This window comes from Gluconobacter sp. OJA (assembly GCF_039638325.1).
Classification (GTDB): domain Bacteria; phylum Pseudomonadota; class Alphaproteobacteria; order Acetobacterales; family Acetobacteraceae; genus Gluconobacter; species Gluconobacter cerinus.
On record NZ_JBDIWI010000001.1, the window covers coordinates 1,442,059 to 1,455,649 of the forward strand.

Below are 13,591 nucleotides of genomic sequence, written 5' to 3' on the forward strand. Positions count from 1 at the left end.
TTGCGCCGTCCTGATGCCGCTCGCAAGTGCCAAAGCAGCAGGTTGATCTAGTTCGGCGCAACATGCTGATTTGTATGTCCTAGGTCAAGGCTTTCTGAAGAAAATCCAGGGATAAGGTGCATTTTTCCGCAAAAACCGGGGTTTTTAGCCAGATAAAAGCTTTGTTGATGCCTGGTAGATGTTCTTGCAGGTGGACGAACGGGAACCTATAAGGAACAAAAGAGCGTCGCATAAGTTTATGCAGTGTCTCAATCTTCAGATTTTGCCTCCACCGAGGTGCATGGGAGCGCCTGTATGCTGACGCGTAAGCAGCACCAGCTTTTGCTATACATTGACGAACATCTTCGGCGGACGGGCTATTCCCCTTCCTTCGATGAAATGAAGGACGCCCTCGAACTTCGTTCCAAATCAGGAATTCATCGCCTCATCTCCGCCCTTGAAGAGCGTGGCTTTCTGAGACGGCATCACCATCGTGCAAGAGCGCTTGAAGTTCTGCGTTTGCCGCATATGGGGCTTGAGGCCCCGGTTGTGGATGCTGTGGCTAATCCGGCGCCTTTCGTTCCAACAGTTGTTGAGGGTGGTCGTCAGGATCTTCCCGGGACATTTTCTGAGGCGCCCCGCTCTCCCGTTGAGAACACAAGCGTTCAGCTTCCACTTTACGGACGTATTGCTGCCGGCCTCCCTATTGAGGCCTTGCAGGATGATAGCGCACAGATTCAGGTGCCATCGTCCCTGCTCGGCACCGGAGAGCATTATGCTCTTACAGTCGCGGGTGATTCCATGATTGAAGCTGGCATTTTGGACGGAGATGTTGCCATCATCCGGCGCGGCGAAGTGGCGGATAATGGTCAGATCGTTGTTGCGCTGATTGATGATCAGGAAGTGACGCTCAAGAAGCTGCGCCGTCGTGGTTCTACGATTGCTCTGGAAGCCGCTAATCGGGAATACGAGACACGTATTCTGCCTGCTGCGCGCGTGCGCATACAGGGACGGCTGGTCGCCCTTTTCAGGCAGTACTAAGAAAACCGCCTTGCCGGATTAATGCTCCGGCAAGGCAGATAATTTCTGATGATTATTTATTGGGAACTGACGGCACGCCGCGTACAACGCGGACTTTACCATCCGGAGCAATAAGCGTGCTCGTTCCATCCCCATTCGGGATGATGATGGTTTTGTCAGGGTTTTTGTTCAGGAAACGACCAGCATTATCCGGAACGCTAGTGGGAAGCGTCGGGACAAAGTGACTGCGATCTTCTGACACACCACGCATCGCATCGATTTTTTCACCGACGGACATGGTGTCGCCTGGCTTCATTTGAGGGCCAGAGACGCCGAGAGCACCGGTACCAGCAATGCCACCGCCCATGAAATTCTTGTCGAGCGTTGCACCGCCAAAATACGTAGCCGGATCGCCAAGAGACTTATTAAAGACGCTGTCAGGGTTCACAACATCTTTGAGGGTTGGCAGAGGCTGAGGTGAGCCGGGCCACATGTTCCCGCCTTCTGGCAGGATTGGTGCAGCTGCTACGAATTCACCGCGTGCCCTGCGAAGGTTTTCACTATCGCCATGGGGAGCATTAGGGTTGCTTCCCGACCACAGCGCGGTGTCATTGAAAAACTTGCCCATGCCCGCACAGCCGCTCAGGGCCAGAGGTAATGCCAGTAGAGCGGCCTTACGCATTGTGTACTCCCATAAGGTCGATCCCTGAACTTTACCTGTCATCGATTAAAAGCGCCAGATGACGAGCTGATAACTGCAATAATAATCACAGATAGTCCAGATCAGGAGACGATCTTTGAGGACTTGCGAGGCTCAGAGGCCATCATTCTGGAAAGTCCGGCGGTGAGATAGCCCCACCCACTTAGAACTGTTGGAATAACTGAAACCCAGAGAAGAATACCGCCGATTAGTGTGGCCGGCAGGAATGAAAGATGAAGCGTAGCCGCAGCTTTGTCTCCGCCAATCAGGAAACCGATCGCAACCATCTGAATTCCGGTCTTCCATTTTGCAAGGCGGGTGGATGGAAGGGTTGCGCGTTGGGAGGCCATGTATTCACGCAAGCCACTGACCAGAATCTCGCGTAGCATGATGATGATGGCTGCGTAGAGCGAATACACTGGAAGTGTGGTCAGGCCAGCGAGTGCGAGCAACAACGCACCGACAAGAAGCTTGTCGGCAATCGGATCCATCATCCGACCCAGTTCGGATAGCATTTGCCATTTCCGTGCCAGAGCACCATCCAGATAATCCGTAATGCAGGCAGCCGTGTACACAACGCAGGCTGCGACGTTACCGAGTGCGGAATGCAGCGCCAGCAGGGCAACCAGAACAGGAATGGCCGCAATACGGAGCAGAGTCAGGACGTTTGGCAGATCAGTCAGCATCACGAAGCAGTCTAGAACAGTTTATCCGTCTCCGGTATGCGCCAATCCGCTCTGAATGTGTGTATTTTTTATGCCAAGGCAGCGTTCAGGGCGTGACCTCACGGAATTGTCAGCTCTGTGTCCGAAGCCATTCGGGATGAAAGTGCCCGTAGATGGCTCTGGCCGTTCCAGAGCTGATTCCGGGCGCAGTTTCAAGCTCTTCGAGACTGGCCTGTCGCACGGTCTTGGCTGACCCGAAGTGATTCAGAAGCGCCTTCTTGCGGGCACCTCCGATTCCCGGAACATCATCCAGTTCAGATTTCCGAAGTCCTTTGGAGCGCCCTGCCCTGTGTGTCGTAATCGCGAAACGGTGGGCTTCGTCTCTCAGGCGTTGAAGATAATAGAGAACCGGATCACGAGGTGGGAGCTGGAACGGTGGCTGTGTTTCAGTGAAAAACCATTCGCGTCCAGCATCACGATCCGGGCCCTTGGCGATTGCCACAATGGGAATTCCCGTAACGCCAAGGTCTGCCAATACGTTGCGCACTGCATTGAACTGACCCAGGCCGCCGTCAATTAGCAGCAGATCTGGCCAGTCTTCAGATCGTTCTCCATCTTCCCTGTTTTTTCCGAAGCGGCGTTCCATGACTTCCCGCATCATGCCGAAGTCATCACCGGGAGTGACCGGGCCCTTGATGGCGTATTTTCTATAGGAGCGCTTTTCAAAACCTTCTGGCCCACCCACAACCATGACGCCATAAGGTGCCTGACCCATGATGTGTGAATTATCGTAGGTTTCGATCCGCTGGGGTGTTTCAGCGAGGCTGAAAACCTTCGCGACGCCCTCTAGAAGTTTGCGCTGTCCGGTATTCTCCGCGAGCTTTCGCTCCAGTGCTTCACGCGCGTTCAGAGTGGCGTGATCTACGACACTTTTCTTTTCGCCGCGTTGAGGACAGACAACCTCGACTTTCTGCTCCCTCTTGATGCTGAGGGCCTCTTCGACGAGCTTCTGTTCCGAGATCTCCTGATTTACCAGGATGACAGGTGGTGGAGGCTTGTTGTCATAGAACTGAATGAGGAAGGCGGAGAGCACGTCAGCCGGGGTCTCTTCCTCCGCATGCACGGGATAGAAAGCACGGTTGCCGTTATTGCGGCTTCCACGGATGAAAAAGACCTGAATGCAGGTTTGCCCTGCGGTCTGCCAGATTGCCACGATGTCTGCATCGTGAATGGAAGCAGGATTAATGATGCCTGAATTCTGAATGCTGGAAAATCCACGGATGCGGTCCCGAATGGCTGCAGCCCGCTCATATTCCATGGCTTCGGAGGCGCGTTCCATTTCAACAGCAAGTTCCTGCTGCAGCTCGGTATTTTTACCCGAAAGGAATTGCCGAGCCTGAACGACCAGTTCGCTATAATTTTCTTTGGAAATGCGATCCACACATGGCGCAGCGCAGCGTTTGATCTGAAACAGCAGGCAGGGCCTTGTCCGGCTCTTAAGAACAGCGTCAGAGCAGGATCGCAGTAGAAAAGTTCTCTGCACAAGGTTCAGAGTCTGATTTACCGCCCATGCGGAAGCAAAAGGTCCCCAGTAGGTGGCGCCTTTCACGGGTTTTCCACGCTGTTTGGTGATCTGAGGAAATTCGTGATTTTCAGTGAGCATCAGCCACGGATAGCTTTTGTCATCCCGCAACAGGATGTTGAAGCGTGGCTTCATACGCTTGATGTAGTTTGCTTCCAGCAGAAGCGCGTCAGCTTCCGTCCGGGTGATGACAATCTCCATCGAGACCGTCAGAGACACCATACGGCGCAGACGCTCTGGCAGCTGGTTTGTGCGCGTATAGGAAGAAACACGTTTCTTGAGGCTTAACGCCTTGCCCACATACAGAACCTCCCCTTTCTCGCCGAGCATGCGATACACGCCAGGGCTGTAGGGAATGGTTTTCAAAGCGTCCCGAATAGCCTCGACGCCCTGCTTTTTTACAACGGGAACAGGAGCTTCTTCAGGTGTCATTGAGGTTTCTGTCTCTGTGGGCGTAGGGTCACTCATGCCAGTTCTTCAGTCATCCACTGATCCTGTGGACAAGTCTGTGGGTTGCTCCATGACAGAATCATGAAGGCCAAGGTTTCCCGGCCTTGCCATCAGATTGCCTAATTTTTAATCAGTAAACGTAAGATATTGATAATAATGGAAAATATTTTCCGTTCCGTCAGGGGGCGGAAAAATTTCTAGTTTGAGGTTCGTGTTGAACGGGACATGACAGCTTTCCGAAACATCGTGGATGAGTGCACTCCACATTAAGTCTGAATGGTCCCGTTCTGTTCCCGTTAGGGCGCACTTTTTTGCTGAATAGAACTGTCTTTTCAGGCTGAAATTGATGCTTGCTCAGCCTTTTCCATCAGACGCAGCATATTACCACCCCAGATAGCAGTCAGCTCTTCAGGGCTAAACCCAGCCTTGAGGAGCGCCTGTGTCACAGACGGCGTTTCAGTTGCATCCTGCCAGCCGGGTATACCACCGCCGCCGTCGAAATCTGATGACACACCAACATGGCGAACGCCCACCCGCTCGGCGACATAGGCAACATGGCGCGCCAGATCTTCTACGGTGCCCCCACCGCCTTTACGCAAAAAAGATCCCATGGCGGTAATCTGGATCAGCCCATCGGTTTCTTTCAGACGATCGAGCTGCTCGTCGTCGAGGTTGCGAGGATGATCGCAGAGACTTCTGACGCAGGAGTGGCTGGCGAATACCGGCGTGGTGGAAAATTCTGACGCCTGCATCATGGTGGATTTTGCCGTGTGTGACACATCCACCAGCACACCGTGGCGATTCATCTCGCGAATGGTCTCGCGGCCCAGTTCAGACAGTCCCCCATGAAGTTCAGGACTGTCATTCAGGTCTTTTCTCGGAATGGCGGCATCTGCGAGAGCATTATGCCCGTTGTGGGTCAAGGTCAGGTATCTGACGCCATACTCTGCGGCCAGTTGACCGATCCGGGACGGTACACCACCAAGCGCATGGCCATTTTCAATGGCCGGTACAATAGCGAGCGCTCCCGACTGGAATGCTGAACGGACATCCTCTGCTGTTCGGCAGACATTTGCGCTCAGTCCGTCCTGATGTCCGCCGAGGGTGTTGATGACCTTGAGCATTGCCTGAACACGGTGCCAGGCTTCTTCGTGGCCCGCTTCATCGCGTGGTCCCTGCGGAATATAAGCCGCAAGGCAGACAGAGCGAAGTTTACCCTGATCGCATTTTCTTACATCGACTTTTCGGTCCGTGTTCAGAGACCAGGCATCCGCCTGATCGGGCCATGGAATGTCGATATGGGTATCGAAAGTCAGAAGCGTGTCGTGCAGTTCAGTCATGATCCGTCCTAGATCGGGTGTGAGCGGGTCTGACGCAAGAGGTGCTTGTCAAAGCGCTCAATTCAGACGATCCAATGGTGATGCGTCTGATTACATGGAACATCAACTCCCTCCGGCTTCGTCTGCCGCTGCTGAAGAAGCTCGTTGAGGAGGAAAATCCGGACATCGTCTGCCTTCAGGAGACGAAAGTTCCCGATCCGCTCTTCCCGGCCGAAGCTCTTGTGGAGCTTGGCTTTCCGCATCAGCTTTATCGAGGAATGAAGGGATATAACGGGGTTGCGATCCTGTCCCGCCTGCCCCTCGACTCAGTTACGAATACGCCTGACTGGTGCAGTCGGAGCGATTGTCGGCACATCGCGGCATCAATCCAGACACCTGGAGGGCCAGTGATGCTGCATGATTTCTATGTCCCTGCGGGTGGAGATATCCCGGATCCGGCAGAAAACGAAAAATTTGCTCACAAACTCGCGTTTGTAGAAGAAGCCGCGAAATGGTTCACGGATAGCCCACCAGTTCGTAGCATTGTGGTTGGAGATCTCAACATCGCTCCGTTGGAGCATGATGTCTGGAGCCATCGTCAGCTTCTGAAAATCGTCAGCCATACGCCGCCGGAGACAGAGCGACTTAATACGTGGATGGCGGCAGGGTTTGAGGACGCCATGAGGCGGATTACGCCTGAGCCCACCAAATTGTACACATGGTGGTCCTACAGGAACAAAGATTGGAAGAAGTCTGACCGTGGAAGGCGCCTAGATCATGTCTGGCTCACGCCAGATCTGATGCCAGGCCTTCGGAATATTCGTGTTCTGCGGGATGTTCGCGATTGGGACAGCCCTTCAGATCACGTGCCGGTCGTGCTGGATTTCGATCCAGCCTGACCGGCAGAGCCTGAGTATCAGGCTGTCAGTGATTCGGCCGTAGCAACAGTGCGGCCTTCCGGGTCAAGACGATACCCACCACCCTCAGTGATCAGCAGGGACGTCTTAGTAGGATCTGGCTCGATTTTCTGACGAAGACGATAGATATGCGTCTCAAGCGTATGGGTCGTGACTGCAGCGTTGTAACCCCAGACTTCGTTCAGAAGCACCTGACGGGCGACGGGGCGCTGACCGGCCCGGTAAAGATACTTGAGAATCGCGGCTTCTTTTTCCGTCAGGCGAATGCGGCGATTACGGGCCGTCTCAACCAGAAGTTTGGCCGATGGACGAAACGCGTAAGGGCCGATTTCAAAAACGGCATCTTCGCTGTTTTCAAAGATCCGGAGCTGTGCCCGAAGCCGCGCCAGCAGTTCCCCGATACGGAATGGCTTTGCGACATAGTCGTTTGCGCCTGCATCAAGCCCGCGGACAACATCGCTTTCATCGTCTGAACCGGTCAGAATAATGATCGGCATCCGAACGCCTTCGCGACGAAGCTCCGCACAGAAGTCGCGGCCGTCTCCGTCTGGAAGGGTGATGTCCAGCAGCATGGCGTCGTAACGGGCACCAGGCTTCTTGAGGAGCTCTCTTGCTGTTGCCACGGAGACTGCTTCCACAGCCTCAAGTTCGCCACCGTGCTGGAGTTGCTCTGTCAGCAGGCTTCGTAGCGTATCGTCATCATCTACCACGAGGATGGGCCGGGGACCTGCCATAATACCTGTCTCGTTTTATCTAGGCGGAAAACGTCACATCCGCATGTGTTCGCGTTAATAGGCCACGCATCCAATTCTGCCTATCCTGCACCGCAGGACCAGCAGCACACTTGCCATCTGAGATATGACAAATACTTATCCGAAAGGGAACAGCAACATGACTAAAGCTATTTTGAGAATCACTGAGGGCCGCGCTTTTCTTCACTTTCGTAATGTAATCATTCCGGCTTTGATCGGGGCTGGAGGTATTCGCCTTGACAAGCGTGAAGGCGATCACGCGACCCCTGTAGGTGAATTACCCCTCCGCCGTATCCTGTATCGCGCAGATCGTGTGGAAAAGCCTGTTTCCGGCGCGGGTTTACCTATCGAGCCAATAGCTGCTTCGGATGGTTGGTGCGATGACGGATCGCACCCGGATTATAACCGTCCGGTGACACTTCCTCACCCTGCATCATGTGAGAAAATGTGCCGGGATGACCATGTCTATGATCTCTGCATTGTGATGGGGTGGAATGATGTCACCATCGAGTCGGGACGTGGGTCTGCAATTTTCCTGCATTTGCCTCCCGCCAGCGGTGTGACGGAAGGCTGTATTGCATTGCAGGAAAAGGACCTGCGTTATGTGCTGGAACAGGGTCTGACAGCAATTGTCGTGGAAGCGCCTTAAACGGCCTCTTCCTCTGTGTGCGAAGTGTCAGTCGGCGGTACCATCGAGATCATCAGGTCCCCTGGCATTGGGGTGATGACAGTCGGATCTTCTGCCGAACGAATGAGAATGGCAGAGCGTCTGCTGACAAGGATATCGAGGCGATTGTCGTCCGCTCCAAACCCTGCCGCATTGGCCTCATTGGCTGCACGGGAAACGAAGCGCCAGCCCTGCTCGAACAGGGTGTCGAACAGGGTGTAATTCCAAGCGGGTTCTCCCAGAACCTTTCCTCGGGAGTCACGGGAAAGCCCATGATAAAAATCCAGTCGGGCGACACCCGGGCTGATCTGGAATACCCGTTCCCGCCCCATGGCTGGCGCGAGATGTCCGCAGATCATCCCGTTATAGATGCCGTCTCCGGTCGTTGCGATCAGGTAGTCTGCCGGTCGTTCTTCCAGTGCTTCCTGCCCGTGCTGGGACAATAGCTCAGTTCTTAGAACTGGAATGTCGAGTTGTGCGGCTGCCATAAGCGCACTGGATCGGTTGTCCACGAGAAGAACGGGTATGTTTTCCCTGTGAAGGCAGGCTGCAAGGTCGATAGACCATTTGCTCGCCCCCAGAATGGCAATCGCCGGATCGTTCGAGAGCGTGAGCTTGAGGGCACGCGCAATTGGGCGAAGCGAAAAGCCATGAAGGATCATGGTGACAGCGATGACGGCAAAGACCGCCGGCATAATGAGGTCAGCTGACTGGTAGCCCGTTTCTTTCAGGCGAATACCAGCGGCGCCGGCAACGGCGGCGGCGACGATGCCACGTGGAGCAATCCACCCGACGAAGAGGCGCTCTTTCCAGGGCATGCTGGTGCCTAGGGTGGAAAAGAAAATTCCAACCGGACGTACGACGAACAGTACCACAAGCGTCAGCATCAGAATGGGAATGGAAAGATGCTTGAGAACGTCGCGATGAAGATCTGCCGTCAGCAGGATGAACAGTACCGACACGACGAGGACCACCATCGATTCCTTGATGCGCCTCAGTTCTGCGACGCCTGGAATGTGAAGGTTGGTCAGTGCCATGCCAAAAATAGTGACCGCGACCAGGCCAGCGCCCTCCATTTCCAGATTGCAGGCCGTGAAAATCAGCAGTGCCATTGAGATAAGCACCGGAGTTTTGAGAATTTCCGGCATCATGTCGCGAGTGAAGAGATAACGGATCAGATAGGCTGGAAGAATGCCCGCCGAAATCGACTCAGTTGCAGCAGCGAGCAGATCAGGAAGTGTGTGCGTGAAAAAGACGCCGGTATGCAGGTCAACGTGCAGAAGCATGAGTTGCAGCACAACGGCAGCGAGAATCGCTCCCAGCGGATCATTGACGATGGCTTCCCATCGCAGGAACGCTGCGACACGAGGCTGGAGCTTAGCGCTTCGTAGAAGCGGGAGCACCACGGTTGGGCCTGTGACGACAATGATGGCGCCAAACAGCATCGACGTGCCCCATTCAAGGTGGGCAACGTAATGGGCTGCCAGCGATCCCAGAACCCAGTTGATGGGCAAGGCCAGCATCGTCAGGCGTGCGACACCTTCCCCGGCCTCACGGAGCTGCCGGATATCCAGAGCCATGCCGCCTTCAAACACGACAATGGCAACCAGGAGGGAGACCAGTGGTCTGAAGACCCAGCCCATCGTCTCTGAGGGGTGCACAATGCCCAGCCCCGGGCCGAACAGAAGCCCAATGGTGAACAGGAGCACGATTGCGGGAAGGCGAAACCGCCAGGCAACCCACTGGGCCAGCATTCCGGCCCCGAAGGTCGAGGCGATGCCGATGAAAATATCATACTGCATGTGTAAGAGCGCGTCGGTCCCGTGCTGATTTTGGAAACCGTATCATAACCCGGATAATGTGTTTGGCCTAACTGCGTGATTTTGAGAGTGTTATCCGATGGTTGAAACGATCCTGACCATTCGTCCGGCACAGTCCCTGGACCGAGAGGGTATCTGGCGTTTGCTGGCGCCGGTTCTCAAGGCTGGGGAAACGTACGCTCTGCCGCGAACGTGGGGCCGTCGTCAGGCCCTGGCGTACTGGATGGCCGTCGAGCATCGTGTGTATGTTGCCGAGACAAAGACAGGCCAGATTGTGGGCACATTCTACGTGCAGGACAATCAGAAGGGCGGCGGTCAGCATGTTGCCAATGCTGGTTTTGTTGCAGCGCCGGGATATGGTGCGGGGACGCAAATGGGAGCCTACGCCCTGAAAGAGGCTCAGGCACTCGGATACAGGGCGATGCAGTTCAACTTTGTCGTCAGCACCAATCTGCGAGCCATTGCGCTTTGGAAGCATCTTGGTTTCAGGGTGATTGGAACGCTGCCCGGTGCGTTCAACCACCCTGAGCAAGGGTATGTGGATGCGCTTGTTATGTGGAAGGAGCTTCTTCCTGTGACGTCTCAACCTTCTGTTCAACCCGCTGCATGACGCAGGCAAAGAAGCCATCCGTTCCGTCACGAAGGGGCGTCAGGGAAAACTGAGCCTTTTCGCGGAGTTCGGCTGGCAGAAGATCGGGGAGGTCTTCCGTAGCCACACGAACAAAATCTGTCCGACGCTTCAGGAATGCATCAATCTGCTGCCCGTTTTCAGCGGCCAAAAGAGAGCACGTCGCATAAATCATTCGGCCGCCGGGTTTAACCAAAGATGCTGCACGATCAAGGATTTCTGACTGTTTGATAACAAGTTCCTGAATGTCTTCAGGTGTCAGTCGCAGTCGTGCATCCGGGTTGCGGCGCCATGTGCCGGTGCCCGAACAGGGTGCATCTACCAGAACGCGATCGAAGCTTGCAGCCCGACGCTTGGCCCATTTGTCGCCTGTAGTGAGCAGGTGTCGCTCAACATTATGCACCCCTGCCCGACGCAGACGTTTAACAGCCCCTTCAAGGCGCTTTTCATGAACGTCACAGGCAACGATATGGCCCTTGTTTTCCATGGTCATAGCAAGGGCAAGAGTCTTGCCGCCAGCGCCGGCGCAGTAATCCAGAACGCGGTGTTCCGGTTTGGCGCCAGCGGCTGCGACAACGAGCTGGGAACCTTCGTCCTGAATTTCTACCAGCCCGTCTTTGAAAGCCTGTGCTGCCGTAACTGGCTGACGGCCATCGAGACGCAATCCCCATGGCGAGAGCTTTGTTGGGACGGCGTTCAATCCCTCGCTCTTCAGCGCACGCAGACCGTCCTCGCGAGTGCCCTTCAGGAGGTTCACGCGAAGATCCAAAGTCGGGGTTCCGAGCATGGCTTCCATTTCGTCAGCCATTCGGGATCCGAAAGTTTCGCGCAGGGCTGGCTCAATCCAGTCCGGATATTCGAGGCGGACTGCTACAGGTTGCTTCTGGGTGGAAAGTTCTTTTCCTTCCAGATGCTTAAGGTTCACATCTTCACGCGGCGTCAGAGGCTTTTGAGCATAGCGCTCGCCACTGAACAACATGCGAACCTGATCCATCGTCGTGCCGGTCAGCAGCATGGAGGCAGCACATAGCAGGCGTGGAGAAATTTCGCCCTGGCTGCCTTCCAGGTGCCAGTGCAGCCGCCGCCAGCCACGCAGCACATCCCAGGCAAGCGTGGAAATGGCGCGCCGGTCTCCGCCGCCTATATAACGGCGTTCACGGAAAAAAGCGTTGGCGGTAGCGTCTGCGGGACGGCGGGGCGCATTCTGGATCGCACAAAGCAGATCAATGGCGCCGGAAAGGCGAGCTGCGGGGGTCATATTGCCCCCGTAGCCGGTTTGGCCTCTCAAAGCGAGAGGCCAATGCACAGGAAATGTCAGTCCCGGCGATAGTTCGGGGCTTCACGCGTGATTGTCACGTCATGGACATGGCTTTCACGAAGGCCCGCATTCGTAATGCGACGGAACATGGTGCGGACCTGAAGATCAGCAACTGTGGCCGATCCGGTGTAGCCCATGCCTGCTTTCAGGCCGCCAACGAGCTGATGCACGACCGGAGCCATGCTGCCCTTGTAAGGAACCTGCCCTTCGATCCCTTCCGGCACGAGCTTCAGCGTGTCACGGACTTCTGCCTGGAAATAACGATCGGCTGAACCTCGGGCCATCGCGCCAAGAGACCCCATGCCACGATACGACTTATAGGAGCGCCCCTGATACAGGAACGTCTCACCCGGGCTCTCATCCGTACCGGCCAGCAGCGAGCCAACCATCACGACGTCAGCACCGGCACCAATGGCCTTTACAATGTCACCGGATGTCCGGATACCGCCATCCGCGATGGCCGGAACATCAAGCTCATGACAGGCTGCTGCCGTCTCCATGACGGCGGAGAACTGCGGAACACCGACGCCTGCAACAACGCGGGTTGTGCAGATGGAGCCAGGGCCAATACCAACCTTGATGCAATCTGCGCCTGCTTCAATAAGTGCGCGCGCTGCCTGTGGGGTCGCGACGTTACCTGCGATGACCTGAAGACCTGGGTGACGCTCCTTCAGTGTCCGGACGGTGCTTAGAACGCCGTGGGAGTGGCCATGAGCGGTATCAACCACAATGACGTCCACGCCGGCTTCCACGAGGGCAGCAGCACGGTTCAGGCCATCTTCTCCGACGCCGACAGCCGCGGCGCAGCGCAGCCGTCCCTGCGCGTCCTTGATGGCGAGCGGATGCGTCGTCGCCTTGTCCATGTCCTTGACGGTGATGAGGCCAATGCAGCGACCGCCCTCATCGACAACCAGCAGCTTCTCGATGCGGTGACGATGCAGCAGAGCGCGAGCTTCTTCAGGGGCAGCGCCATTGAGAACCGTGACAAGATTGTCCTTCGTCATCAGATCACGGACGCGGGTGTTCAGGTCCGTGGTGAAACGGACGTCACGGTTGGTCAGGATGCCAACCAGGATACCGGTTCCCTCTTCCACAACCGGAAGGCCAGAGACACCGTGGCGCGCCATGATGGCGTTGACTTCAGCCAGTGTCTGGTCCGGCCCAACCGTGACCGGATTAACGACCATGCCAGATTCGAAGCGCTTTACGCGGCGAACCTGTTCGGCCTGCTCTTCAATAGAGAGGTTCTTGTGAATGACGCCCATGCCGCCTTGCTGGGCCATGGCAATTGCCATTCCGTCTTCCGTCACCGTGTCCATGGCGGAGGACATCAAAGGGATGTTTAGCTCAATGGTCCGCGTCAGGCGTGTGCGGGTGGATGTCTGGGCCGGAAGCACGGACGATTCAGCCGGTTCGACGAGAACATCGTCGAACGCCAGTGCTTCACGTATGCGTGCGTTAAAATCAGTTGTGCAGGAAGAGGATGTCATGCCCGCTGGCCCCCGTTGGTCATGCGTCGTGGGACGCTTGAAGTCTGAACCGGGGGCCAAGAGGCCCAGCCGGCCGTTGGCGGGTCCTCATAGACTAATTCCCCCCTGGAGGGGAAGTCTCTTTTTTGCGGTAGATTTTAAGGAATTTGTTGGCTGGGAGACCTGGATTCGAACCAGGGCTGACCGGGTCAGAGCCGGTAGTTCTACCGCTAAACTATCTCCCAAGCGGTGAGTGGGTGTTTACCCATCACGGCTGAGTGACGCAAGGGGGTCTTTCCACTTTT

Annotated in this window: 12 protein-coding genes and 1 tRNA gene; 4 read left to right on the forward strand and 9 right to left on the reverse strand. The window is 55.7% G+C overall.

Going from position 1 to position 13,591, the window contains the following annotated elements:
* Window positions 1-294: 294 nt before the first annotated feature.
* A complete protein-coding gene (gene lexA / locus ABDK75_RS06845) occupies window positions 295-1,020 on the forward strand; it encodes a transcriptional repressor LexA (protein ID WP_099212651.1) in 726 nt (241 codons plus the stop codon).
* A 52-nt stretch (window positions 1,021-1,072) separates the two neighbouring features.
* Here lexA and ABDK75_RS06850 read toward each other — a convergent pair whose 3' ends face one another.
* The 4 genes from ABDK75_RS06850 to ABDK75_RS06865 all read right to left on the reverse strand — a co-directional run bounded on the left by ABDK75_RS06850 (window position 1,073) and on the right by ABDK75_RS06865 (window position 5,736).
* Window positions 1,073-1,681 (reverse strand): hypothetical protein, encoded by a 609-nt coding sequence (locus ABDK75_RS06850; protein ID WP_086633198.1) that lies wholly within the window; start codon window positions 1,679-1,681, stop codon window positions 1,073-1,075.
* Window positions 1,682-1,782: 101 nt separating this feature from the next.
* Window positions 1,783-2,385, reverse strand: coding sequence for a CDP-diacylglycerol--glycerol-3-phosphate 3-phosphatidyltransferase (pgsA, locus tag ABDK75_RS06855; protein WP_086633199.1), 603 nt, complete (start codon window positions 2,383-2,385; stop codon window positions 1,783-1,785).
* 109 nt (window positions 2,386-2,494) lie between these two features.
* Window positions 2,495-4,414, reverse strand: coding sequence for an excinuclease ABC subunit UvrC (gene uvrC / locus ABDK75_RS06860; RefSeq protein WP_408874410.1), 1,920 nt, complete (start codon window positions 4,412-4,414; stop codon window positions 2,495-2,497).
* 314 nt (window positions 4,415-4,728) lie between these two features.
* On the reverse strand, window positions 4,729-5,736 hold the full coding sequence (locus tag ABDK75_RS06865; protein ID WP_346005314.1) for a dipeptidase: 1,008 nt from the start codon (window positions 5,734-5,736) through the stop codon (window positions 4,729-4,731).
* Window positions 5,737-5,816: 80 nt separating this feature from the next.
* Here ABDK75_RS06865 and ABDK75_RS06870 point away from each other — a divergent pair, with 80 nt between their 5' ends.
* Window positions 5,817-6,614, forward strand: a complete 798-nt coding sequence (locus ABDK75_RS06870) for an exodeoxyribonuclease III (protein WP_346005834.1) — start codon at window positions 5,817-5,819, stop codon at window positions 6,612-6,614.
* Window positions 6,615-6,631: 17 nt separating this feature from the next.
* Here ABDK75_RS06870 and ABDK75_RS06875 read toward each other — a convergent pair whose 3' ends face one another.
* Window positions 6,632-7,366, reverse strand: a complete 735-nt coding sequence (locus tag ABDK75_RS06875) for a response regulator transcription factor (RefSeq protein ID WP_086633203.1) — start codon at window positions 7,364-7,366, stop codon at window positions 6,632-6,634.
* A 157-nt stretch (window positions 7,367-7,523) separates the two neighbouring features.
* On the opposite strand from ABDK75_RS06875, the gene ABDK75_RS06880 reads away from it, so the two are divergent.
* Entirely contained in the window at window positions 7,524-8,033 is a 510-nt protein-coding gene (locus ABDK75_RS06880; RefSeq protein ID WP_064272958.1) for a L,D-transpeptidase, read from the forward strand.
* Here ABDK75_RS06880 and ABDK75_RS06885 read toward each other — a convergent pair.
* Window positions 8,030-9,853: a sodium:proton antiporter gene (locus ABDK75_RS06885; protein ID WP_346005315.1), complete on the reverse strand. Its 1,824-nt coding sequence runs from the start codon at window positions 9,851-9,853 to the stop codon at window positions 8,030-8,032. The two genes, ABDK75_RS06880 and ABDK75_RS06885, sit on opposite strands and share 4 nt — an antisense overlap.
* A gap of 97 nt (window positions 9,854-9,950) precedes the next feature.
* On the opposite strand from ABDK75_RS06885, the gene ABDK75_RS06890 reads away from it, so the two are divergent.
* Window positions 9,951-10,481, forward strand: a complete 531-nt coding sequence (locus ABDK75_RS06890) for a GNAT family N-acetyltransferase (RefSeq protein WP_346005316.1) — start codon at window positions 9,951-9,953, stop codon at window positions 10,479-10,481.
* Here ABDK75_RS06890 and ABDK75_RS06895 read toward each other — a convergent pair.
* From ABDK75_RS06895 to ABDK75_RS06905, 3 genes are all read right to left on the reverse strand, one after another.
* Complete coding sequence (locus ABDK75_RS06895; RefSeq protein WP_086633206.1) at window positions 10,423-11,757, reverse strand: RsmB/NOP family class I SAM-dependent RNA methyltransferase; 1,335 nt, start codon at window positions 11,755-11,757, stop codon at window positions 10,423-10,425. The genes ABDK75_RS06890 and ABDK75_RS06895 overlap by 59 nt on opposite strands.
* Before the next feature lie 56 nt (window positions 11,758-11,813).
* A complete protein-coding gene (guaB, locus tag ABDK75_RS06900; RefSeq protein WP_086633207.1) occupies window positions 11,814-13,307 on the reverse strand; it encodes an IMP dehydrogenase in 1,494 nt (497 codons plus the stop codon).
* A 150-nt stretch (window positions 13,308-13,457) separates the two neighbouring features.
* Window positions 13,458-13,531, reverse strand: a tRNA-Gln gene (locus ABDK75_RS06905).
* Window positions 13,532-13,591: the final 60 nt, after the last annotated feature.